This is a genomic window from Bacillus sp. 7_6_55CFAA_CT2, from assembly GCF_000238655.1.
GTDB classification, from domain to species: domain Bacteria; phylum Bacillota; class Bacilli; order Bacillales; family Bacillaceae_G; genus Bacillus_A; species Bacillus_A cereus.
Map to the genome: position 1 here is coordinate 158,353 of NZ_JH414712.1, position 24,958 is coordinate 183,310.

The following is a 24,958-nucleotide window of genomic DNA, read 5'->3' on the forward strand; positions in this document are numbered from 1 at the left end:
GGGGTAGCGCCACATGGCTATCAACTTAAGAAATTAATTGTTACCCCAAAACGAAAAAAATGAACTAAATTCCCATGCAGACCTATGAAAAGATGAAATTTTCGTTTTGGGGCAACCTGTTCTGTTAGCTTGATGGGCATGGGGTTCTACCACTACAAGTTCTTTTTCAGATATAGAAATAATTTGTTATTAAAAATTAGAGTGAAATTTTAAAAGTTATAAATATTATAAATTTCATCCGTTTTCCTATGATGTGTAGGAATTTTATTTAATTTATACAGGACCTAACATTAGCATAGAAGGAAGTTTTATAGCTGTAGATTGCGATAGTAAGCCATATCCATATCCAGCTAATCCGTTCATTAGACCTTGTGTTTCTTTTTTTATGTTTAAATTCTCCAGTCCTTTTATTCTCATATCATGTAGTACATAATCAAGTATATTTTTTATTTGAGCGGCAAGTTGTCCAGTTTTAGTTAATTGACATGCTGTTTTTAAAATTTCTATTTGTCCGAAATTACCATGACAGAGGGAATGATTGCTTACCACTCCTTTTTTTAAGACTGTATTAATTGCGATTTCAATTTCCCCATCAATTAAATGATCTGTATAACCAATATTTTTTAAAATTAATCGATTTAAGAGTATCCCTGGAGCACCATGACACCATGAATATTGAATGGTATCCTCAGTCGATGACCTTTTCCAATTATTTTCGGAAGAATCATAATGATTTCTTTCGAAAGCTAAGCCTTTCCTTATAACATCTAGTAATTGAGGATTTTTATTAATTGCGTATAACCTTGCTAGCATGGCTATAATGCCAGAGCTACCATGAGCAAATCCTGTATATGCTATTTTATCATGGGGTGACTGCCAATAGTTAGAATTCTTATTTGCAATAACGTTATTAACTATTTTATTGGCACATATTTCAGCTCCTCTTAAAGCGTTTGTATAGCCCTTTGTTTGGTATATTGATAAAAGTATCCCTAATATTCCAGCAAGTCCACTAATTACATCATTCTCTTCAATACTTTCTAATTTGTTATTTATTAAATCTATGCCGTTATGCACTTCTTCTGCTAATTCTCTATCATTCCAACAATCAGCGACAATATACATACTGTAAAGTCCACCGGTCCAACCATCAAAAGCACCAAGATTTTCAAAATCACTCAAGTTATTTTTTAGTGTTTCTCGAATAGAATTTAATGCGATATAACTAGCTTTTTTAAAAACATCTCGGTTTGTTAATTTAGATAGATATGCGAAAAATATTGCTATACCAGCATTTCCGTTATACAAGTCCACCCCTGTAGGACCAATACTCCAATCATTCTCTTCACTGCCGTTAAAGACTGTGCTAATCCAACAACAATCATCAAGACCATTGATTGTTCCTTTTATAGATTTGGATAAAATGTATTCACCAATTTCTATAGCTTGACAAAGATAATCATTTTTGGATAGTAATGAATTATTAATTTTAAGCGAATTACTATCGACATTTTCATGTAAATATTCATAATCACCAGCAATTATAGACATATCAATAATATTTAGTTGTAATGATAGATCTTCTTCAGACAATTTGTTAATTTTTGTTTGAATTATTTGCATAACACTTTTTTGAAAATATTGATTGATTTTATTAAACTCATCAATATAAAGATTTGTTTCATTTGCTTTTGTAAAGAAATAAGGAATATTGCTATTTAATAAATCATTTTTTTCTTTCCGTATAACTTTATTTATATCCTTCTTTTGAGGTTTATTGATATTAACTCTATGTAAAAATAAATCACGTGCCAAGCCATTTCTTAAAAGATCAGGATGAAAGCTTTGAGTTAATAAACGGCTATATTGGTTTGTAGCTCGGATTATAAATCGGCTCTCTAAATTACCAAATATTTCTAATCTCTCTTTCAAAGTGTCTTTATGATTCATAGCCCACTTATAAAATTCACAAAAACCATAATCAATTTCTTTTAGATAATTAGAATTTTTCAGCTCTTTTTCATTGATGTATGGGTTGTTCTTTTCTGGTGTTAGCTTATAAAAATCCTGATCTATCTTTATAAAATCTGAATTTAAATTAGTTATTTTTTGGATTTTGTATGAAGAAAGCATCTCGGATTTTACACTCATTCCACTTAAATCTATCCCTTTTTTCTTTCCTTTTTCTAGAAATATTTGATGAGGTAGCATTCCTATTGAATGTACAGAGTTTTTAATGAGTATATTCGCCTTTTCTACGGCCCTCTTATCAGTTCCATTTTCATTAAATTCAAAAACATCCTGATGTAATAATGATTCTAAATCTATAGGAACTGGGTATTCGGAATGTGCAATAATATTTTCATGATGAAAATCCGTAGCATTTAAGATATATAGCAATCCTAGTAGATTACCTGAGCGCACATAGAATTCTTTTACCTTTGATTCATTAGTACACCCTAAATGTTCGATGAATTCTGTCCATCCATAATGGTCCTTTTCGAATATTTTCATTTCAAAAAAGGGATATTTTGTGGTTTTCTCTGCATTAAAAAATTTAACCAATTCATTATATTCCTTATCTATAGCTAAGGAACGGGGTTTGTAAATACATATTTTCCCACAATTAAATTCTATTGAGGCTACACATTTCCCATTGTGAAAATCACCTAAACCAAATTTAATTTCTTTAATTTCTCCTAACTCATTCCCATTATTAAATACTCGCTGTAAATCTAATTTATTTTGTAAAGTATTCTCTATAATTTCTGAAATGTATTCTACCCACTCGTTTATAGATTGTAGTAATAAACGGAATAGTACAGGGTATTCATTGAAGAGATTTTTTAAATAAGATTTATCTTTAAGTTTTTCTTGAACAAAAATGTTATATCTTTCTTCTGTATTTAATTCCTCATTCGCATTTAGTACCCGTGAAACATTGATTTCAAGAATAAGGACCTTATGACTAATTTGGAATAATTTTTCTATCAAGGCGCATATTGGATTTTCAAGAAATTCCTTATACATAATATTTTTATCTTTTAATTCTGATATAGCAAGTGCTATAAATGGAGTGAAAAATGTAGAAAAAGGAAGTGAATAGCCACTTAATATGGAATTCGCATTTTCTAAAGATAATTTCTCATCTATTTTTTGGAAATATTTCTCTGCAAAATCGATATATATATTATCTATTTCAAATGAAAAATCTCCATGAAAGTAATTGTTTAAATCTTGCAATGGAATATTTGAAGTACTAGCCAAAGCTTCTTCTAATGTCCTTCTATTGTTTTGAAAAAATTTACTCCAATATAATTCTAAATCTGTATTTTTTTTAATTCATTATTTGTTAAAAATCGTTCACTAAAATAAGAACTATGTTTTAATATGTTTCTCAATTAAATCATCCTCATTGTAAAATAAGGACCGATAATAATAACGGCCCTTAACATATAATTATTTAGTAGATTAAATAACACCTAATTGTACACTCTAGTGTGTATAAATATGAGAGTGATTACTAATATTTTACACTTCTATTATGTATTATTAGTATTATTTTTTATTAGGATTTAAGTTACAGCCAGCTGTACATTCTAATGTGTACGTGCAGATACGCCCTTTATTTCCTAAGATTTTACTCATTCGATCAATATCAATAATTAGAGAGTAGTTACTTGCATCTTCGCCCCCTGCCATTTGAAGATCAGTATCGCTTATTTCTTCAAAAATATTTCCTACAGGATTTTCAATAGTACCAACTTCTGTTTTTTTCATTGGATTCTTCCAATTTTGGATAATATTATATTTTCTCACGATAAACACTCCTCAATTTAGTAAAATATGTTAACATCATAATAAACAGTAAACCAGTATTCTTGAATTGTCAAATATTATAATTAATGTAATAAAATTAAAAAAATGGTTGTTTTATCCTATTTTTTTGTATAGTATTTTAAGAGAATAATACAGAAAAGGAGGTAGGTTGAAATGAAAAGAGATGACCTTAGGAAAGATATTGAAGTTTCCAGAGATCAGATTGGTAAAGTTAAAGAATCAGAACTTAAGGAAATGGCTGGAGCTGGAACTAGTAATGTAGAACCTTATGGTATTTTTCATTCTATTACGTTTTGCTTTACTTTAGAAATTGGAAACCATAGTTGTTACCCAAACAGTATAAAGTGCTAAAGGAGATGTTTATTATGAATTTACAAAAGAAACTAACTAAGAAACAATTAAGAGAACAATTTAATTTTGACGAATCAATTGGAAAAGTTGATGAAGCAGAACTAGTTGAATTATCAGGAGCTAGTGGTGAAGTAACCCCATACACTACTTGGGGCTGTGCTATATTCACTATTGCTTCAGCTGCACAATGTCCTACTACGGCTTGTAGTAGTAAATGTCTCTAAGTAAAATATTTATTGTGTAAAAAATACTGAAAAAATCCTTATAACTAAGGATTTTTTCAGTATTTAAGGAGGAAAAACCTATGAGCAAAGCAATTAAGTTAGATCAAGAACAATTAAAATATGGGTCCTTTATTCATGAAAGAATGATTAGAAATAAAATAGAAGAAAGTATTGATATAGAATCTTCACAAATAAAAACATGGATAAATTCAGGTAAATTCTCAGAAGAAATGTTCTCTAATCGTTTGAAAGAACTTAATTTAACCCTTAATAATTTTGTAAGCATTTTTAATGCAAAAGAATTTTATTTAGATAATAGTGCAATGCACTGGATTAATACTTTATTAAATGTATTAAAAGAACAAACCACTTCTGCAGAATATGGGGAGTTTAGTAAAGCACTTCCTTTTAATAGCTTTGTAATACCCTTTTTAGCTTATGGAGATAAACTATTATTAAAAGAAGTTAATATTACCAATTCCGAATTAATAGAATGGTTTTCAATACGTAAATCTATACTTTCAGCACTAGCGCGTGAACTAAGTGAGCTATCATTAAAGGTTTTAATCAAAGAAATACATATATCAAAAAAATTAGGAGAGCTTAAAGGGGAAGATAAGTATTCTCGTTATAAGTATTTCAACGAAATAATGCTTAAGGATAATGATTTTGTTATCGACATATTACTAGCATATCCGGTTTTAACAAGGTTATTAATCGAAAAAACTGAAAATTTCGTTGCTTCATATATTGAGGCGCTATCCCGTTATATAAATGATTTTTCTTCTATAAAGATTGATTTTCATATTGATGGTTTAATTTTGAAAAATATAGAAGGTAATAATGGAGATTCTCATAAAAATGGCAGAAGTGTTATGCTATTTGAGTATGAGAATGGTGAGAAGTTGGTATATAAACCACGTTCTATGAGCGTTGATGAGCATTTTAATGATTTACTTGAATGGATAAATTTTAAAGAGACAACATTTGAATTTAAAGGGCCAAAAACAAAAAATTATAATACATATGGTTGGCAAGAATTTATTAAACATAAACCTTGTGAAAACGTGAAAGAAGTGGAGCAATTTTACTATCGACAAGGTGGATATTTAGCACTCTTATATTTATTACGATCAAAAGATTTTCATTATGAAAATTTAATTGCAAATGGAGCACACCCGATCTTAATAGACTTAGAAACTTTATTTGATAATGTGATTAATTTCCAAAACATTGATACTAAATTTGGCGATGGCGTTTCGGACTATACGGAATCAATTTTAGGTTCTGCTATGTTACCATTTAATTTTGTCAAACGTAAAGGTATGGATTTAGATTTTAGTGCATTAGGAGTTCTAGAAGAAGGTGAACTGGCTGAGTTTTCTAAAAATTATACAATTGCTAATGAAAATACTGATGAAATTCGGTTAAAGGAAATACCTGTGAAGGCTGAAAAAAAAGAAAATCTCCCTGTTTTATCTAATATATCAGTTGGTTCATATGAGTATATTGATGTTATAGAAGAGGGTTTTCAAACGTTATACACTTTTTTCCTTCGTAATAAAGAAGAATTAGCTTCTAAACAAGGTCCTATTTATAAATTTGAAAATGATGAAATTCGCCATGTGTTTAGAAATACAAATCTATATGTAAATTTCCTAGTTTGTGGAAAGCATCCAGAATACTTACAAGATGGCCTTAATAGGAATAAATTGTTTGATATTTTATGGGGAGATGTTAAAAATGAAAGTAAATATATTAAATTTGTTAATAGTGAATGTAATGACCTTTTGAATCAAGATGTTCCATACTTCACTTTTAAATTTAATAGCAAGGATTTAATAAATAGTAAAGGGAATATTATTAAAGACTTTTATGATAAAAGTAGTTTAGAATTAGTATTAGAACGTTGTATGAAGCTTAGTTTAAATGATTGTCGACGACAAAGCAGATATATACGAATGTCTTTATCTACATTAAATAAGGATAGAGGAGAAGCGGTTATTAAACCTAATCCAGAAAAAATAGCTGGTGTTAAATCTCAAGATTTCTTAGAAGAGTCTTTAAACATAGGTGAAGAAATTTCAAATCATTTAAGACCATTATCATCCGAAAGAGAAATAAATCGTTTTGCTTTATCTATGGGGAAAAATATTGAGGGCAATGGTATTACTTTGGGCCCATTAGATGAGGGGATTTATGATGGATTTTCTGGATTAGCAGTATTTTTTGGCCAGTTAGCTTCAGAAATAAATGATAAATCTTTAAAAATATTGTCTGAAGATATTTTTGATTACGCTTATAAAACAGCTAAATTTAATCACAAGAGATTTAAAAATCCCTCTGCATTTACTGGAATTGGTTCGATACTATACACTGCCGCTTATTTTCATTTGTTATGGGATGATCCTAAATATTATGATGTAGTAGTAGAGAATTTGAATCTTCTAGAGGAACTAAATCAAACAAATAAAGTACATGACTATCTTACTGGAGAGGCAGGAGTAATTCTAGTATGTCTACGTATATACGAAAAATTCTCTAACGAACAAGCACTTTCAATTGCTATTAAATTAGGAGAATATATAGTTGAAGAGTTATCTGTTCCAGGAGAAATAGACAAGTTATTAACTGGTTTTTCGCATGGTGCTTCAGGGTATGCATGGCCTTTAATGTCATTAGGACATATAACAAAAGACGAGAAATTTATAAAATTAGCTAATAAATTAATAAGATATGAAAATAATTTATTCGATAAGCAATATCAAAATTGGCTTGATTTGAGGCCTCAAGTGAAAAATAAAACTGGATCTTATTATTGGTGTCATGGGGCACCAGGTATAGCATTAGCACGTCATAATATCTTGCAGTTGAATATGAACCCTCAAGAACAAAGGGAACAATTAACTGAAGATCTTAGAATTGCAATTAAAGCTACTTTAAAGAATGGATTTAAGTTTAATCATTGTTTATGTCATGGAGATTTAGGAAATATAGATATTTTGTTAACAATAGCTAAAGAACAAAATAATATACAATTATTAACTGAAGTCTTAAGTATAGGATTTGGCGTTTTAGAACAAGGTAAAAAATTAAAGTGGATGAATGGTATTGATAAAAAATCTGAAATGTATGGGTTTATGCTAGGATTATCAGGCATAGGATTTGAACTATTAAGACTTTGGAATAATGATATTCCTTCAATACTAAATTTAGAATTACCTTCATAAAAGGACTGGAATCAATGAATAATTATAGTATAAAGCATAAACGAAAAGTTCCTTTTATAGAACAAATGCAGCAAACTGAGTGCGGAATTTGTTGTATGGCTATGATTTCTTCATACTATAAAAGTTATTTTTCTTTATATGAATTACGAGAAGCAGCTGGTAACGGCAGAGATGGGACCTCCTTACATCAAATGAGAGAGTTAGCAAGAAATTTAGGGTTCAAAGCGGATTGGCATAAAGTAAACATGAAAAAACTTATACACATTCAAGAACCTATTATCCTTTTTTGGGATCATAAACATTTTGTTGTTTTGGAGAAGTTTAAAAATGGGAATTTTTTTATTATTGATCCTTCTGGTGGAAGAAAAAAGTTAACGGAAAATGAATTTGATAAGCTTTTTACTGGATACATTCTTACTTGTACACCAGATGAAAGTTTTAAAAGAAGAAAACAAAAAAGTATATGGAAGCCTTTTTTAAAGTTATTATTAGATAAACCAAAGTTATTAATTAATGTAGTAATAACTGCAATTGTATTACAGCTATTTACATTAGGGATTCCAATGTTAATACAAAGGGTTATTGACAAAATTATAATGCCATCAAGAGAAGATTTGTTGTCTTTTTTGATAATAGGAATTGTTTTCTTAGTGCTATTTCAATCAGGTATAGCGTTAATTAGGGGATCACTTCTTATTACCTTGAATAACTTTCTTGATAAAAAAATGATGACTCATTTTTTTAAACATCTTTTAAAACTACCGTATAATTTTTTTCAATTAAGATCATTTGGAGATTTAATATTTAGAGCAAATGGTTTGCGGAGTATAAGAGACATCTTGTCTAGCCAACTTATTATGGGAGCATTGGATATTGGTTTAATTATAATAATTTTAATTTATATGATTAATCAATCAATTTTAATGACAGCTTGGGTAATAATAATCAGCTTGTTAAGTATACTTCTAGTGTTCTTTAGTAAAAGTGTACTATATCAAAAGAATCAAGATGAAATAACCCATGCAACAAGTGTCCAATCCTTTCAGACTGAGTTATTATATGGAATTTTTGGTGTGAAAACTGCAGGAACAGAAAAGTCAATGTATAACTCATGGGAAAAGTTATTCGATAAATTATTACTGGCATATCGAGAGAAAGGTAAGACTTTAAACTATATTACTACTGTAAATAACATTTTAAAATTATCTGGACCACTAGTGGTACTCTGGATAGGGGCTAAACTTGTTTTTTCAGGAGAAATAACTTTAGGAGCTCTGATTGCCTTCCATGCACTATCAACACAGTTTTTTAATTTAACAGGTTCAATTGTAGATACTTTTAATTCATTTTTATTAACGGACTCTTACTTACGGAGAGTTCACGATGTTTTAGAGGCTCAACCAGAACATATGCCAAAGAACCCTATATACTTAAAAGAGTTACAAGGTGAAGTGACTTTAGAAAATGTCTATTTAAAATATAATAAACATCAAGAGTATATTTTAAAAAATATAAATTTAAAGATTAAGCCAGGACAGAAAGTTGCTTTAATTGGAAAATCTGGTGCTGGAAAAAGCACTTTATCTAGATTAATTCTAGGTTTATATGAACCGACACAAGGAAATGTATATTATGATGGGCATCATTTACTGGATATTGATAAAGAGTCATTTCGAAAAAATATAGGAGTTGTCCCTCAAGATGTAAGTCTTTTTAATCGTTCAATTAAAGATAATATTGCATTACATCAACCAGATGCCTCAATGGAAGACATAATTGAAGCTGCAAAAATTGCTAAAATTCATGATGAAATTATGCAAATGCCTATGAAATATAATACTATTATTTCTGAATTAGGAATGAATATTTCTGGAGGACAGCGGCAACGCCTAGCAATAGCAAGGGCATTAGTACATAAACCATCTATTTTGGTTTTAGATGAGGCAACTAGTTCATTAGATCATTTAAATGAAAAAGAAATTGATAATTATCTATCAAGTATTAACTGCACTCGGATTGTGATTTCACACAGACTCACATCTCTTATTAACTCTGATATTATTGTGGTATTGGATGAAGGAGAGATTATAGAATCAGGAAATCATGAGGATTTATTGAGAGGTAATGGTTTTTATTCTCAATACTATAGAAAATTAGAATCAAGAAAAATTTCAATTTAAATAAAATGAAATGTAAGAGTTACTATGTACGTAAATTTTTAGTATGTTAAATTTGGAATTTATATCGCGTAAAAATTTTTAACTTGAAATTTGATAAGCCGAAAGCCCTCTATTCTTAAATAAAGGGCTTTTGAATTAGAATTTCATCAATATATGTAATGCTTTTAACTAGCTCTTTTTATTAAATATATCTTAGATATTGCACCAATAGCAAGTGAGATAGCCATCATCATCATTATATACTGTTTAAAGTATATGGTATTAGCTGGCATAAAAAAAACAGAGAATCCTAATAAGAGGATTAGTGAGGTATACATATAATTAGTTATCTTTGAATTGATTTTTACATTTTCCTCATTTTTAATTTGTCTTTTAAGGAGTATTAATAGAATAAATGATATTATCCATATCCCCCCTGTGATTGCAGTAAATATATTGAAATATAAGATATCCAGAGAGAGCCAATAATCTAATTGCTCAAATATAAAAAACATATTATAGCCTCCTTTTAAATAATGATATAATAAAATAATAGTTTATTATTGGTTTTTTTCAACTTTTTTACAAACTATTTTTGTACTTTATTTTATACTAGAATTCTTTTTGCTAACGTTAGAAGTTTCACAAGTTGATATATAGCAAATAAAGTAAAGGGATTAACTGATGACACAAAGCATTAGATTATTATTTACTCTACAGAAGAATATATAAAATGGAAGGATAACGTAGGTATCCCATTTGCAGATATGTTGAATTGGATTTTTGTGGAATCGTGAATAAAGGGAAAGAAACGTAGAAAAAGATCACTTGTATTGAAATAGCTTAAATTTGTTATTTAATAAAACGTTACTAACTTCTATTATTTTTGTATGGTAAATATGATTTGATGAAATTGAAAAAAGTTATATTTATTTTAGTATTTCAAACTAATATTAGCAAAAAAAATCAAAAAAATATATGAAGTTAATGATATTGTAAAGATAAACTCAATATTTAGGGGGATTACTGTTATGCATAGTGGTTATTTAACTGAATGGATGCTCGGAGGAAAAACGCCTAGTAATTATTTTTTCTATAATATTCCTAGTAGTGAAGAGGGAAATCCAATTATTCATTATTTGCATTCGATACAAAGCATAGAAGGATATGGTGTAGTATTTTGTTTTTTAAATAGAACGTTGTATTCTGGGAAAAAGATTAAGCTGTCAGGTCTGATTATGACTAAATCAATTCGAAAATCTGCAGATTTATGGATTAGAGGTAAAAGCTCCAATGATTTATGGGAAATTAAATCATTGGATTGCAATCCTGTGAATGAAATAGAATGCTGGAAAGAATATGCGATAATTTTAGATATTCCTAATGATATCAAGAATTTATCTGTAGGATTAACTCTGAAAGGTGAAGGATATATATGGTTTCATAGTATGAAGGTTGAGATTGTAATGGAAAAGTAGAAGAATAGTGAATAAAAAATAGGTTATATAATAATTATTTTGTATATAAAGAAAATACATATTTTCAAAAAGATCTTGGAGAATTTTTTCATTTGTTTTAAGGGTTTCTGTGCCCATCCACCGAAAAAGGGGAATAATACAAAATAAACCAATTATGTATTATTCAAGGTGTTTTATAAAATTATTTATTATTAAAGAAATGGTAAAGAATGAATCCGAACATGTTTGAGATTCATTCTTATTTTTAAAATAGAAAATACTTACATTTCTACCTGTCACAAAAACAGACATCATATATTTATTTATTCGTATTTTCTGAAAAAGAGATTGAAAAAATTGTAAAAAGAACATATAATCTGTTTGAGGGGTCATTAGTGAACATAATATTACATTTTTGTTAAAAAATAAGGGTACGATATGAGAAACTTAAAAGAAAGCATGGTAGGTCTAAGTATGGAAAGCTTAGGGTATCAGGAATGGAGAGAATTTATGGAAGTATCAAAAACTAGGGATACATGAGTACATACTAAAAAAGCTTAGTATTATAAGTTATATAAAATAATTTATTAACAAGAGTTATTTTGCGAAAAATAACAATAGGAGGGAAAAATGAATATTTTCAAAAAATATTTTCTGATTATGCTTAGTATTATATTACTAGTTAGTTTTGTGCCAAATAACATCGAAGCAAAAGAAAGGGAATATTACTCTGTCCTTATAAAAGATAATGCAGACTTTAATGCTATTGTAAATAAGTTGAACAAAGAGGAACAAAAAGTTGTTTATTCTATACCAGAAGTTAAGTTAATTCAAATTGAGGGGGAAAAGGCTAAGGTTATATCTACTATTGGTTCGGAGAGTATTGATGAGATTAATGAATCTAATGAAGGGATTAAAACATACGCCGCCAACATTAATGATGAAAAAATATTAGGTAATGAATCTATATGGGACATACAATGGGATATGAGGAGAATTACCCATAATGGAGAGAGTTATAAACTTCACTCCCCATCAGGTAAGGTATCTGTAGCTCTTATCGATTCAGGTTACCCAGAAAATCATCCGGATTTTAAAAGTATTTCCATGGGAAAATCTAAAAATCTTGTACCAAAGGGTGGATACAAAGGAAACGAGCCAGCGGAAACAGGAAATATAGATCAATTAACAGATTTAACAGGGCATGGAACAGGTGTTCTAAGTCAGATAAATGCTGATGGATTAATGAAAGGGGTAGCACCCGGCATACCTGTTAATTTGTATAGAGTATTTGGAAAGAGTTCAGCAGATACAACTTGGATAATTAAAGGAATTATTGAGGCTGCAAAAGACGAAAATGATGTTATTAATATAAGTGCAGGCTCATATCTATTGAAAAACGGAAAATATTCTGATGATGGCGATAATAATAGTTCTGAAATTAAAGCTTATAAAAAAGCTATTAATTATGCAAATAAAAAAGGAAGTATTGTTGTTAGTGCTTTAGGAAATGATTCAATAAATTTAAATAACAATAGCGAACTGTTAGAATTTTTGAATAATCAAATAAAAGATAAAGGGAGAACAGCGATTGGAACAGTAGAAAATATACCTGCTCAGTTAGCTAATGTTATTTCTGTTGCTTCAACAGGACCGGATAAAGAAATTTCTTCATATTCAAATTATGGAAAGAATACAATAGATTTTACTGCCCCTGGTGGTGATATTAAGTTGTTAAATAAATTTGGTACAGATGTATGGATGAGAGATGAAATGTTCAAAAAAGAAGCTATCCTTGTTGCACATCCTCAGGGAGGATACTATTATAACTTTGGTAATTCATTAGCAACACCTAAAGTGTCGGGTGCTTTAGCACTAGTGATAGATAAGTATGGATATAAAAATAAGCCGAACAAAGCTATTAGTCATTTAAGGAGAAATAGTAATGCAGATAATGAAATAGATTTGTATAAAGCACTTCAAGAATAATATATTTATAAAACATTATATTAATAAAGTATATAATATTAATTTGGTTCTGGGGCTAAAAATATAACACTTGTGCAATGAATCTGTAAATCTTGGACATACTGATACTATTACTCTAAAAAAGGGTGTGTGATCAGTATGAAAAAGAAAACTTTATTTAAATGGAAGCACTTTCAGCCAGATATTATTCTATTAATTGTACGTTCGTACCTACGGTACAATCTTCGTTTTCGTGATTTGGTAGAAATGATAGAGGAAAGAGGACTATCATTGGCTCATACAACGATTATGCGGTGGGTCCATCAATATTGGCCGGAGTTAGATAAGCGAATTCGACGTCATCTCAAACAAACGAATGACTCCTGGAGAGTAGATGAAACATACATAAAAGTAAAAGGACAATAGATGTACCTATATCGTACCGTTAATTCTGAAGGGAACACGATTGATTTTTATCTTAGTAAATCTAGAAACCATAAGGCTGAAAAGTGATTCTTCAAAAAGGCTTTGCGGTCTTTTGATGTTTCAAAACCTCGTGCAATCACAGTTGATAAAAATCCCACCTATCCCATTGCTATCAGCGGGTTGAAGAAAGAGAAAAAAATGCCGTTAGGCATTCAAATCAGACAGATAAAATATCTAAATAACATTGTAGAGCAAGACCATCGTTTCATTAAAAAACGTATACACTCTATGTTAGAACTTAAATCTTTTCGCACAGCTACATTTATTCTTGCAGGAGTAAAAGCCATGCATATGATACAAAAAGAACAGATTGATTTACGGGATCAGTCTGTTCAAAATCAAAAACAATTCATTCATCAATTATTTGAATTATCAGCGTAAAGAAAGATTCTGGTAGGAATCCTCATCGTTTTTTAGAATGTATCCTTTATTTGCACTAGAACCGTTCTAAACCTCTTATATAAGATTTTACAGCTTGCAATAGGAATTCTTCCTGCTCCATACCATCATCCTCTGCCATTTGCACTACTTTTTGCTTGAATTCATGATCTGCATGAAAAGTTAATGGCTCTACATTACCTTTAAAGTACAATCCTTCTACATGTGGAAGGATTGTACCTGATTTCATATAAGAATGTAAGTATTTAATCTCTTCTTGAAACAGTAATGGATTAACTTGTAATACGAAAGGTTTAATTTCTAATTTAAAAGTATCAGATGAAATACTCAATCGTATATTTGTGACACCTAGCTCTTTGTAAAATAAATTTATTAGATTATAAGTAATGGAATTAAATAGCTGCAGTTTTTAAATAAAAAAGATAAATACCCTCGTTTGGTAAGTACAGCTTGTTTTTGGAAAGGTTCAAAGGAGTAATCATGCTCCTTATAATTGGATAGAGGGAAAATTTCTTTGTCTTATGTAAGAATCTTGCCGTCTGCTCCATTGATTTCTATTACTCTAGCGGTTTTGGTCACTATAGGTATATTTAAAATAAGTCATATGTTGTCCGTAATTAAGTCGGCTAATTTTATTTATATTTTCTTATAATTTAATATTATGAATAATAACGTCATGATTTAGATTATCCAAAAATTCATCTCAAAAAAGTTTGCAATATACACCTAGATTGTAAATGGGCTTAAGAATCTTTGTATTCGAATTACCTATTTACACAATGGCTGAGTGAATATATATGAAATTGGCTGGTTACTATTCTAAATATATAATTTATTATATAGATAAATACAAGTAGATTAGGGAGTTACTAGAAATATGAAAGAGATAGAAATTATAAAATCAACAGAAAGAATAACCATTATATGGCAAAGTGCAACGATAAGTATTCCATTAGAAGATATAATTGAGATTAATAATAATAATACGTGTAAGAATACTAACAAAGCAGTGGAAATCGGTAATAAGTTCAAGCATTCGGAAACTATCTTTATTAGAACAAAAAAATTGGATTATATATTATTTACAACTAATAAATTAACGCTTCTAAATAAAATCGCATTCTAACTTATGATAAGTTAGAATGCGATTTTTTCTAAGTATTTTATAATAGTGCCTGCTAAGGTTTCTGAAAATATTACATATTTATAGGAAACCTTAGCGAAGAACTAATGAATGATTATGAGAAAAAGCAAAAATAAACAGATGGTAAATCGGTTTTAATTGTATAAAAAATACATAACTATAAATAATAATATTTAACTTATTTAACATTAAATTATAGAGGAACAATTTAAAATTCATCTTCTAAAATTAAATTACCGGCATCATTATCTTTCGTCAATCGCTGATTTAGGTAATTTTCTTTTGTAGTTCTATCATTTTTATGACCTACTGCAGCTGCAATAACATGAGGTGGTAATCTCTTGTAATCATACAAGTACTGCACATAAAAATGTCTAAAGAAGTGGGGAGTAATTCCAATATTTACTGTAAAGGATAGCTGGGTATCCTTAATGATTTTAGAAATATATTGTGACAAATAATTCTCTCTATAAGGAGTATGGTTTTTAGTTTGAAATACTGTTCCACCATTTCTATTCCCAATGTCTATAGGTAATCTTCGCCGAATTCGGAATGCTACAATTCGATTGAAAATCTCCTTATTAATAGAAACAATCCGTTCATTATCCCCCTTTGTATCAACCTTTAAATAGTATCGTCCTCGTATGGCATCATACTCAAGATCTTCCCACTTTGCATGTGCTACTTCTGCAACACGTAACCCTGTAGTAGCTAGAACTGACAATAAAGCGTAATTGATTTCATTATCCTTGTAGTAATGAAGTAACTGTTTTACTTCCTCATATGATAACTCACGTTTAGATTTATGTTGTTTATTTACAGTTGTACTTAGTATTTCAATATGTAGAGGATCCTGAATATATTGGATTTCATATAGCCATTTCAAATATGAACGAATAATTCCAAGCTTTCTACTAATTGTAGATGGCTTGTATTTATCTTTTGACTGATAGGAGATTGCCTCTTGAGATAACCATTTTTGATAATTACGGATATGTCGTTTTCTAAGGTTTCTCCATACTTGACCAAATTTATAATCCTTTACATCTTTCTGTAGAAATTCCTCACTTTGTTTAATAAAGAAATAAAACTGACTTAAATCACGTGCATATAGGATTCTTGACGCATCCTTGATTCGTTTTCCTTGGTCAAAATGTGTTTGTCGATTCAAGTAGTAGTACAGTATTTCTTCATCTGAAAAACCTTCATAAGTATATGAATCTTCTCTTTCGTTATTTTCCTTTTTTACTTCCGCTTCATTTATATAATCAGGGTTCCATAATGCTATTAGATTTGTAAAATATTGTTTTTGTTTCTCTATGTTATTTAAAGAAGTCTCACTATGAACAATATCTAATTCAAATTTCAATGTTATTCAACTCCTTATAACTTCCTTTTATATTAAATATTATACCGTAAGAAATTATAAATTAAATTACATATTAAAAGTAAATTTTATGAAGTAATAAGTATATAGTAACTATAGAAAATCTCCCATTTTCTATGGTTATTATTAAATTTAAAAAATACTATTTTGCTAATATATTTTAATCTTTAGTGAAATTGAATTTTAAAAGAAAATTAAATTAAACATCATTATAATTTATAATCTAATCTACATAACGTTGTATGTTATAATTTATTTAAAATGTAAATACTATAAATTTTAATTTACATAATATTATTATGTAAATTACGAGGTGTGAGGAGGAATTAGAATGATTAGCGCATATGAAATGACTATGACTACAAATGAAGTAAAAGATTATTTAGATATAAGTCACTTTATTTTTAATAATTTAATGAAGCAAGGAAAGCTAACACCAATCAATAAGGATACGTGGCGTTTAGATGGTAGTTTTTTATTTAGTAGAGAAGAAGTAGAAAAAGTAAAAGAAGAACGTAAAATTGAGGGGATTACTTTATACCAAGCAAGTAAAGAGTATCATATTAGTATGAATCAGCTTGAAAAATGGATAGAAGAAGGAAAGTTAGTTTATTTTTTAATAGAACATCGTAATCGACAAACAAAATTTGTGAAGGAGGAGGATGTTCGTGAACTTGTTCAGCAAGTAGAACAAACTAATCATATATATACATTTTCGCAGAAATATAATGTAGTATTATTTCAAAAGTTTGTAAAAGGCAATACATTGGCACGTGTTATTTCTATTCCAAAACGTGGTGATATTATAGTTCTTGATGAATTTGGAACTAATATGACACTTAGTGAGGCATTAAAAGCAGGATATGAGTCCGCTTATAAACTGTCGGATAAACCTAGAAGTCATCATCAAAGGTTTGTTAAGTTTCGTTTTCCTAAATCTGCGCAATTACGAAACAACATTTTTCACATAATCGATAATATATTACAGTACGTATCTCCAAGAAATATAAAGATTTTAGAAGAAGAGACATTTTGGTATTTTGAAATTCGTCAATCATTAATTACATTACCACCAGGAATTCAAATGGAATGGATTGAGGAGTTAACGCCTTATATAATAGAAGGGAAAATTGTTCCAAGAATGAATCATAGCGTATATTTAGATAGTAATACAGTAACGAAGTCTGTCATACTTACAAGTAAGGAATACAAATACTTAAAAGAAATTACAAATGAAACAAATAGCTCTATTGAAGAATTTATAGCTATTGCTATTAGAGACAAGATTAATCAGCACTTACTTAAGTGAAATCGAATTTTTTAATGAATTAAAGCTAAATCCAGGTATTTTCTCTTTTACTTTTATTAAAATGCTTTAGGTGAAAAGGAATAAATGCCAAACGTTCCTATTACTAAAATAATAGTGGGGATATAAAATCTGAATGTCTAGTTTGTATATCTTAAATACTTCCTATAAAGTCTGTTATCAGACTTTCGGAAGTATAGAGAAAAAATACAAAAATAGTTGTATGAATAATGTAGCGACAAATTCTCTCTATATGTATTATGTAAAAATATCTATTGTGTATGTGAAATAAATTTATATGTATGTTTTAATCATTAATGTTAGAAAATTACCCTATATTTTTTTGATATTATTTATATTTTTGTTTTAGTCCAAACTGCATTACGGCCTTTTGATATTAGTTTAATTAATTTTTCTTCTTGTAAACAAGCAAATGCTTTATTGATTGTGCTTGGTGAAACATCTGAAAATACCATTCGTATTGCTTCTTTTGTAAAAGGTAGTTCTTGTTTTAATATATACTCTTTAATTTTATAGCTTTTGTTCCCTTTCAGTTGGTAACTTGTAATATGTACGTCTAGTTCTTTATATGCTTCTAGAATAATATGTAATAGACATTTTAATATAAAGGATACATTGTGTTCTTGAAAATGCCAATTTGCTGAAGATTTATATAGGGCATCATAATAATCTCTCTCGTATTTTTTTATTATTTTATCTAGTGAAATATATTTCACTAGTGAATGTTTACTTTGTAATAGTAATAAAGATAGAAGTAGACGTACCATTCTTCCATTTCCAGATTCAAAAGGAAAAATACATATAAAATTAAGTACAAAATTACAAATTAAAAGTAGTGGATCAATATCTTTTTGATTTAATAAATAATTGTATTCCTCACATAAATTTTTTACTGCTTCTGGGATTTCTTTAATCGTTAAAGGACGATAGCAATAAAATGAGAAATTAAGTTGCTCATGTTCTTCAAGTAAGATGTCCTGTTTTCTCCACGTTCCACTATCCGAAGTAGCATATTTAAAAAGTTGAAAATGTATTTCTAAGATTGTGCTTGGATCAATAGTAAGCCTTTCATAGTTATTATGAATGAGTGATAGCGCATCAACGTAACAAGATATTTCATCTTCAATCATTGTTTTTGGCGACAGATCATATGTAATTAATTCTTTTAACCTTTTATTTGTTATTTTTAAGTTTTTATACATTGCGACAAAATCTTTGGTATGTTGAAGCTGAGTAGATTTTTGCAACTTTTCTAATGTACATGGAAATTCCTTCTCATAGACCTCCAATCTCCCTTGGTATTGCTTTATTTTTCCAATTAGGCTTACTACATCTAAATTTACCAATAAATTTGTGAATTTTTCGCCAAAAAACGACATATTTTTCCCCTCCTATCATATAAAACTATACAATACTTAACTGGATTTAAAGTGTTTTTTTGAATAATTTTCTAAAAAAAATTAAAAATATAGTTTTTTATGTGTGAAAATTACAATAATTAGGTTCTTTTTGCCTTATTTTGTGACAAGATTTAACATCAGATTAAATAGTTTCGTGTTAAAAAGCAGAGTTTTATATTGTGTAATTGCTTTTTATCAATAAGTGAGTCATTGCATATTGGGAAGGGGGAAGTCCTTACTAATGAAGACTATTGCTTTTTACTTACCACAATTTTATGAAATACCTGAAAACGATTTATGGTGGGGAAAGGGTTTTACAGAATGGACCAATGTAAAAAAAGCAAAACCACGTTTTCTGGGACACTATCAGCCTAGGGCTCCATTAAGGGATTATTATTACAATTTGTTAGATTTAGATGTACATAAGTGGCAGATAAATTTAGCAAAACAGTATGGTTTAGATGGTTTTTGCTATTATCACTATTGGTTCAAAGGGAAAAAATTACTAGAAAAACCAATAGAATTGAGAAATCAATGTAAGGAGATTGATTTCCCATATTGCTTATGTTGGGCAAATGAATCTTGGACAAGATCATGGGATGGAAAAGACCAAGAAGTATTAATGCGACAAGAATATGGGGATGAGTCTGATTGGAAAGAACACTTTAATTATCTTTTGCCATTCTTTAAAAACAAAAACTATTTAAATATTAAAGATAAACCGATATTTGTAATTTACCGACCAGCTTCTATACCAAACCTAAATAAAATGTTGAGTCTATGGAATGAATGGGCTCAATCTGAAGGGCTTCTGGGGATACACTTTGTAGAAATGTTAACAATTTTTGAAGATAAATCAGATTTTCTTTTTGATGCTGCTATAGAGTTTGAACCTATGTACACTTTAAAAAAACTAATAGGTAATACAACTTCACTACATCAAGAAAAAAAAGATTTTCACTTAAGTTATGATTTTGTATGGAAAAGAATATTAAACCGTCAAATTAAAGAACGTGAAAACATATATAAAGGGGCATTTGTAGATTGGGATAACTCTCCAAGGAAAAAAGAAAGCGCTTTAATTGTGAAAGGGGCTAATCCCGATAAGTTTAAGAAGTATCTTTTACAACATAGTAAGGACACTGACTTTTTATTTATTAATGCTTGGAATGAGTGGGCAGAAGGCACATACCTAGAACCAGATGAAAAGTATGGATATAAATACCTTGAAGCTTTAATGGAGATAAAGAAGAGTCACTTCTAATAAATTGTAACAGCAAGAAGAAGGGGGAAACATTATGACTGATATAAATACTATGATTTCCATTCGATACATTAAGAAATCATATGGAGATTATACAGTTATTAAGAATTTAAGCATAGATATCCGTAAAGGTGAAATTATAGGATTACTAGGACCGAATGGAGCTGGGAAGACAACACTTATATCGATTTTATCTACTCTTACTCTGCCAGATGAAGGGTATGGTACAGTATGCAACTACGACTTGTATACTGAACGGAATAAGATTAAAAAAAATGTGAGTGTAGTACCTCAAGATTTAGCGCTATACCCGACTTTAACTGCATATGATAATTTATCTTTTTATGCCGATTTATATGGATTAAAGGGAAATAGGAAAAAAAGCCGCATAAAAGAAGCTTTGCAATTCGCACAGCTTGAGGATTGGGCACATAAGAGAATTGATACATTTTCAGGTGGTATGAAAAGAAGAATTAATTTAGTGATCGGTTTGTTAAATAAGCCAAAAGTTATTTTCTTAGACGAACCAACAGTGGGAATTGATCCGCAATCAAGAAACCATATTTTTAATTGTATTCGCCATCTCGTAGAAGAACTAGGAATCACTGTCATATATACAACTCATCATATGGAAGAAGCTGAGATGTTATGCCATCGTGTAGCAATTTATGATAAGGGTGAAATATTAGATATTGACACCCCAAAAAATTTAATAACAAAGTATGGGGAAAATTATTTAGAGATTGTAATATCAAATATTCCAGAAGAATTTATACATAAAACAAAAATGATTGTTGATGTGAAGTCCTGCACTTTGGTAGATAAAAAAGTCATCATTCAATGTGTAGATAGCTTTAATGTTACAAGAGAAGTTATGAAATTAATTCAAAAATATAATTTGAAAATCGAATTATTTAATGTTAAAAATTCTAATTTAGAAAATGTATTTTTACATTTAACGGGCAAAAATTTAAGGTCTTAAATGAAAGGAGATGGTAAAAATGAAAGCTTGGTATATAGCTAAGAAAGATTTACTTATTCTTTTAAAGGATATTCCTGGTCTAATCTATTTATTTATTACACCTATTATAGTTATTGCAGTTGCTAGTTTTGCATTATCAAATGTATTTGATAGTAAGACGGAAAAATTCAAAATTCCTATAGTAGTAAATGATAATGGAGAACTTTCTAAAAGGGTTATTGAGGAATTGAAAAAAATCCCTGCCCTTGAGATAGAAGAAACTTATGAACTAAATGGTAAAAAGAAAGCATATACAGAAGAACAAGTGAAAAAGGAAGTTCAAACTAAAAAAGCGGCAATCGTAATTCCTAAGGATTTCACACAAAATGTATATTCAGGGACAGAGGCCAAAGTCATCATCATAGAAGATGAAGTTGATCGCATTATTCCAAGTGTTGTTTCAAATGCTGTAACTCAAATTGTATCAGAAATACAAAGAGATATGACTAAAGAGATTGTAAAACAAGCCTCTGCCCAAATGGAAGTAAATGTGAAAGTAGAGTTTAAAAAATTAGCATCAGATAATGAACATAAACCCACTCCATTTGAATCTAATGTACCAGGATATGCCGTTATGTTTGTACTTTTAGGTACTGCAGCAGCTGCAGGTGCATTAGTAGAAGAGAGAGAGAATGGAACGTTAAGAAAAATTCTTACTTTACCTATTAATACATTATCAATCATTTTTGGAAAGATGCTCTCATGCTTTATAACAGCTATTGTTCAATGTGCAGTCCTTTTTAGCGTAGGACATTTTGTATTTGGAATGTGGCTAGGGAAAAGTGTATTAGGAATTATATTGCTAGTGATATGTACTGCATTTGCAGCTTCAAGCCTGGCAATTTTATTAGCTTCTATATGTCAAACAAGATCACAAGCAAATGGTATTTCTATTTTAATCGTGTTAACTATGTCTGCTTTGGGTGGATCTTGGTGGCCACTTTATATAGAGCCTGAATGGATGCAAAACCTAGCGCATATTACGATTACAGCTTGGGCAATGGGAGGCTTTAACGATTTATTAGTATATAACAAAGAGTTCTCCTCTGTTCTTATTCCATCAGCTGCATTAATTGGTATGGGAATTTTATTTTTAACAATCTCCATACAAAAATTTCGACGTTCTTATGAAAAGTAGGTGAAATAAGTGTACTTAGTAAAAAATGAGGTGAATGTTCGTTTTGGGGAATGCGATCCTATGGGAATTGCTCACCACTCTCATTATTTTCATTGGTTTGAGCTGGGTAGGTTTCAAATGCTAGATATGACTGGTATAAACCAGTATTTAAAACAGGAAAAATTGTATTTTCCAATTATTGATATAAGATGTACCTACAAAAAATCAGCTCGTTTTCAAGACGACTTAATTGTAGAAACCTATCTTAAGAATGAAAGTAAAGTTTATATAGAATTTGTTTATAAATTATTCCGCAAGAGATGTAGAGTTTTGTTAGCGGAGGGATTTTCAAAACACGTTTTAACAAGGTCGAATGATCAATTAATCAGTAGATTACCAGAAGAAATTTTAGAAAAGCTTCAATTTGAAAATAGCGGGGGTGTCATATGATTACATTTATTTTTCCGGGACAAGGGTCTCAATCCGTAGGGATGTGTAAAGGGTATTTGGATAAATACCCAAACATATTTGTCCCATTATTTGAGGAAGCAAATGATACGCTAGGATTTGATTTAAAGCAACTATGTTTATATGGACCAAGTGAAAAATTAATAGAAACCAGTTTTACACAACCAGCTATTCTTACGGTAAGCACAGGGATATCAAGAATTTTACATTTGCATGGTATAAGGCCATCTAAAGTAGCGGGGCATAGCTTAGGACAATTCTCCGCACTGGTAGAAGCAGGATCTTTACAATTCCATGATGCATTATCCATTGTACGGAAGCGTGGTCAGCTGATGAGTAATGTAAAGCAAGAGGGGTGTATGTTAGGAATTGTATCGAACACATATCAAACATTATTTGAAGTTGTAGAGGAATCTAAACAATATGAAATTGATATTGCTGCCTATAATTCCCCTACACAGGTTGTATTTTCTGGTGAGAGTAAGAGCATTCTTAAATTTCAAAAGGTACTAGATCAAAAAAATGGTATAAAAACTAAAATACTCTCTACTAGTCATGCATTTCACTCACGTTTAATGGGAGAAATGGTTCTTGAGTTTAAGGAGTATTTAAATTTATTTTCTTTAAAAAATGCTCAAATACCAATTGTTTTAAACTGTTCAGGAAAACTAACTACAGATAGAATCAATATTTTACAAGATATAGAAAGACAATGCGTAGATCCAGTTATGTGGCAAGACACTATCTACACTCTATTGAATAATGGTACGAAACACTTTATAGAAGTAGGTCCCGGAAATACTTTAACCAAGTTATGTCGCTCCTTTAAGCAGAACATATCTGTATCCTCTACAGAAACACCGATGTATTTAAAAAGAAGCCTTACTACAATAGAGAAAGAATTTAAGGGGGAACGGGTCTATGTTTAATGGAAACGAAGTGGCATTAGTTATCGGAGGATCACGAGGCATTGGTAAATCAATAACAATGGACCTAGCCAAACAGGGCTTAACTGTTTACTTTACGTTTCAAAGTAATCAAAAATTAGCAAATGAAATAGCAAATACTATAGGAGAAAAAGGTGGAAAAGCGTTTCCTATGCATGTAGATATTACAAATGAAGCCTCTATTCATAAATTGTTTCAACACATACGCTCAAAGGAAAAAAGAATAGATATTTTAGTAAATAATGCAGGAGTTATAAATGATGGATTTGCTGCAATGATGAGCGAAGAAAAGTGGGATCATGTGGTTGATTTAAATTTAAAAGGAACATTTCTTTGTTGCCGACAAGCATTAAGAATAATGATGAGACAGAAAAGAGGTTCTATTGTAAATATTACGTCGACAAGTGGAATAACGGGTGCACGAGGTCAATGTAATTACTCTGCCTCAAAGGGTGGGGTTATTTCCTTAACCAAGACCTTAGCATTAGAAGGTGGGGAATACGGGATTAGGGTTAATGCTGTTGCACCTGGTTTTATAAAAACAGATATGACAAAAGGAATGGATCAACAGACATTAAAAAGGATGTTAGAACTAGTGCCGCTTGGCAGAATTGGAGATCCTAAAGAGGTAGCATATCTAACAACATTTTTATCCTCTAACTATGCAAGTTATATCACCGGGAAAGTTTTTACAGTGGATGGTGGATTAGTTAATGGCTAAACATTAGATGATTTAATGACGAATTTTGAGTTAAACAAGGAAAAGGGG

Annotated in this window: 19 protein-coding genes and 2 pseudogenes; 15 read left to right on the forward strand and 6 right to left on the reverse strand. The window is 29.7% G+C overall.

Features of this window, described 5'->3' with window-relative positions:
* Window positions 1–273 precede the first annotated feature (273 nt).
* Entirely contained in the window at window positions 274–3,267 is a 2,994-nt protein-coding gene (locus HMPREF1014_RS24220) for a type 2 lanthipeptide synthetase LanM family protein (RefSeq protein ID WP_009327552.1), read from the reverse strand.
* 291 nt (window positions 3,268–3,558) lie between these two features.
* Window positions 3,559–3,819: a plantaricin C family lantibiotic gene (locus HMPREF1014_RS24225; protein ID WP_001233918.1), complete on the reverse strand. Its 261-nt coding sequence runs from the start codon at window positions 3,817–3,819 to the stop codon at window positions 3,559–3,561.
* Window positions 3,820–3,993: 174 nt separating this feature from the next.
* On the opposite strand from HMPREF1014_RS24225, the gene HMPREF1014_RS24230 reads away from it, so the two are divergent.
* The 4 genes from HMPREF1014_RS24230 (at window position 3,994) to HMPREF1014_RS24245 (ending at window position 9,825) form a co-directional block, all read left to right on the forward strand.
* Window positions 3,994–4,191 (forward strand): hypothetical protein, encoded by a 198-nt coding sequence (locus tag HMPREF1014_RS24230; protein WP_000817350.1) that lies wholly within the window; start codon window positions 3,994–3,996, stop codon window positions 4,189–4,191.
* Between the two features lie 14 nt (window positions 4,192–4,205).
* Window positions 4,206–4,415 carry a class II lanthipeptide, LchA2/BrtA2 family gene (locus HMPREF1014_RS24235; RefSeq protein ID WP_001053206.1) on the forward strand — a complete coding sequence of 70 codons (210 nt, stop codon included), beginning with the start codon at window positions 4,206–4,208 and terminating at the stop codon, window positions 4,413–4,415.
* Window positions 4,416–4,495: 80 nt separating this feature from the next.
* Window positions 4,496–7,645: a type 2 lanthipeptide synthetase LanM family protein gene (locus HMPREF1014_RS24240; protein WP_000030111.1), complete on the forward strand. Its 3,150-nt coding sequence runs from the start codon at window positions 4,496–4,498 to the stop codon at window positions 7,643–7,645.
* Window positions 7,646–7,659: 14 nt separating this feature from the next.
* Complete coding sequence (locus tag HMPREF1014_RS24245; protein WP_001067397.1) at window positions 7,660–9,825, forward strand: peptidase domain-containing ABC transporter; 2,166 nt, start codon at window positions 7,660–7,662, stop codon at window positions 9,823–9,825.
* A gap of 164 nt (window positions 9,826–9,989) precedes the next feature.
* Here the strand turns inward: HMPREF1014_RS24245 and HMPREF1014_RS24250 are convergent, their stop codons facing one another.
* Window positions 9,990–10,319 (reverse strand): hypothetical protein, encoded by a 330-nt coding sequence (locus HMPREF1014_RS24250; RefSeq protein ID WP_000465091.1) that lies wholly within the window; start codon window positions 10,317–10,319, stop codon window positions 9,990–9,992.
* 516 nt (window positions 10,320–10,835) lie between these two features.
* Here HMPREF1014_RS24250 and HMPREF1014_RS24255 point away from each other — a divergent pair.
* From HMPREF1014_RS24255 to HMPREF1014_RS29295, 3 genes and pseudogenes are all read left to right on the forward strand, one after another.
* Window positions 10,836–11,282, forward strand: coding sequence for a hypothetical protein (locus tag HMPREF1014_RS24255; RefSeq protein ID WP_000555590.1), 447 nt, complete (start codon window positions 10,836–10,838; stop codon window positions 11,280–11,282).
* Between the two features lie 609 nt (window positions 11,283–11,891).
* Window positions 11,892–13,250 (forward strand): S8 family peptidase, encoded by a 1,359-nt coding sequence (locus HMPREF1014_RS24260; protein ID WP_001019997.1) that lies wholly within the window; start codon window positions 11,892–11,894, stop codon window positions 13,248–13,250.
* A gap of 138 nt (window positions 13,251–13,388) precedes the next feature.
* Window positions 13,389–14,096 (forward strand): annotated as a pseudogene (locus tag HMPREF1014_RS29295) (IS6 family transposase).
* A gap of 55 nt (window positions 14,097–14,151) precedes the next feature.
* On the opposite strand, the pseudogene HMPREF1014_RS30805 reads toward HMPREF1014_RS29295, so the two are convergent.
* Window positions 14,152–14,687, reverse strand: a pseudogene (locus HMPREF1014_RS30805) (helix-turn-helix domain-containing protein); the annotation flags it as partial.
* Between the two features lie 304 nt (window positions 14,688–14,991).
* Between HMPREF1014_RS30805 and HMPREF1014_RS24280 the strand changes: the two are divergent.
* Entirely contained in the window at window positions 14,992–15,240 is a 249-nt protein-coding gene (locus tag HMPREF1014_RS24280; protein ID WP_000658339.1) for a SunI/YnzG family protein, read from the forward strand.
* Window positions 15,241–15,466: 226 nt separating this feature from the next.
* On the opposite strand, the gene HMPREF1014_RS24285 is transcribed toward HMPREF1014_RS24280, so the two are convergent.
* A complete protein-coding gene (locus tag HMPREF1014_RS24285) occupies window positions 15,467–16,627 on the reverse strand; it encodes a tyrosine-type recombinase/integrase (protein ID WP_000667297.1) in 1,161 nt (386 codons plus the stop codon).
* A 349-nt stretch (window positions 16,628–16,976) separates the two neighbouring features.
* On the opposite strand from HMPREF1014_RS24285, the gene HMPREF1014_RS24290 reads away from it, so the two are divergent.
* Window positions 16,977–17,954, forward strand: coding sequence for a hypothetical protein (locus tag HMPREF1014_RS24290; RefSeq protein WP_000622370.1), 978 nt, complete (start codon window positions 16,977–16,979; stop codon window positions 17,952–17,954).
* 350 nt (window positions 17,955–18,304) lie between these two features.
* Here the strand turns inward: HMPREF1014_RS24290 and HMPREF1014_RS24295 are convergent, their stop codons facing one another.
* Window positions 18,305–19,351, reverse strand: coding sequence for a Fic family protein (locus HMPREF1014_RS24295; RefSeq protein ID WP_000007500.1), 1,047 nt, complete (start codon window positions 19,349–19,351; stop codon window positions 18,305–18,307).
* 262 nt (window positions 19,352–19,613) lie between these two features.
* Between HMPREF1014_RS24295 and HMPREF1014_RS24300 the strand changes: the two genes are divergently transcribed.
* Genes HMPREF1014_RS24300 through fabG form a run of 6 tightly spaced genes read left to right on the forward strand, consistent with a single transcriptional unit; the run spans window position 19,614 to window position 24,910 of the window.
* Complete coding sequence (locus HMPREF1014_RS24300) at window positions 19,614–20,636, forward strand: glycosyltransferase WbsX family protein (protein WP_000848168.1); 1,023 nt, start codon at window positions 19,614–19,616, stop codon at window positions 20,634–20,636.
* A gap of 34 nt (window positions 20,637–20,670) precedes the next feature.
* Window positions 20,671–21,618 carry an ABC transporter ATP-binding protein gene (locus HMPREF1014_RS24305; protein ID WP_000129820.1) on the forward strand — a complete coding sequence of 316 codons (948 nt, stop codon included), beginning with the start codon at window positions 20,671–20,673 and terminating at the stop codon, window positions 21,616–21,618.
* A gap of 19 nt (window positions 21,619–21,637) precedes the next feature.
* On the forward strand, window positions 21,638–22,795 hold the full coding sequence (locus HMPREF1014_RS24310; RefSeq protein ID WP_000649290.1) for an ABC transporter permease: 1,158 nt from the start codon (window positions 21,638–21,640) through the stop codon (window positions 22,793–22,795).
* A 9-nt stretch (window positions 22,796–22,804) separates the two neighbouring features.
* Window positions 22,805–23,224 carry an acyl-CoA thioesterase gene (locus HMPREF1014_RS24315; protein ID WP_000281620.1) on the forward strand — a complete coding sequence of 140 codons (420 nt, stop codon included), beginning with the start codon at window positions 22,805–22,807 and terminating at the stop codon, window positions 23,222–23,224.
* Window positions 23,221–24,171, forward strand: coding sequence for an ACP S-malonyltransferase (locus HMPREF1014_RS24320; protein WP_000627586.1), 951 nt, complete (start codon window positions 23,221–23,223; stop codon window positions 24,169–24,171). The genes HMPREF1014_RS24315 and HMPREF1014_RS24320 overlap by 4 nt, the downstream gene beginning before the upstream one ends.
* The gene (gene fabG, locus HMPREF1014_RS24325) at window positions 24,164–24,910 is read left to right on the forward strand and encodes a 3-oxoacyl-ACP reductase FabG (RefSeq protein WP_000481739.1); all 747 of its coding nucleotides are present in this window, start codon (window positions 24,164–24,166) and stop codon (window positions 24,908–24,910) included. The genes HMPREF1014_RS24320 and fabG overlap by 8 nt, the downstream gene beginning before the upstream one ends.
* Window positions 24,911–24,958 lie beyond the last annotated feature (48 nt).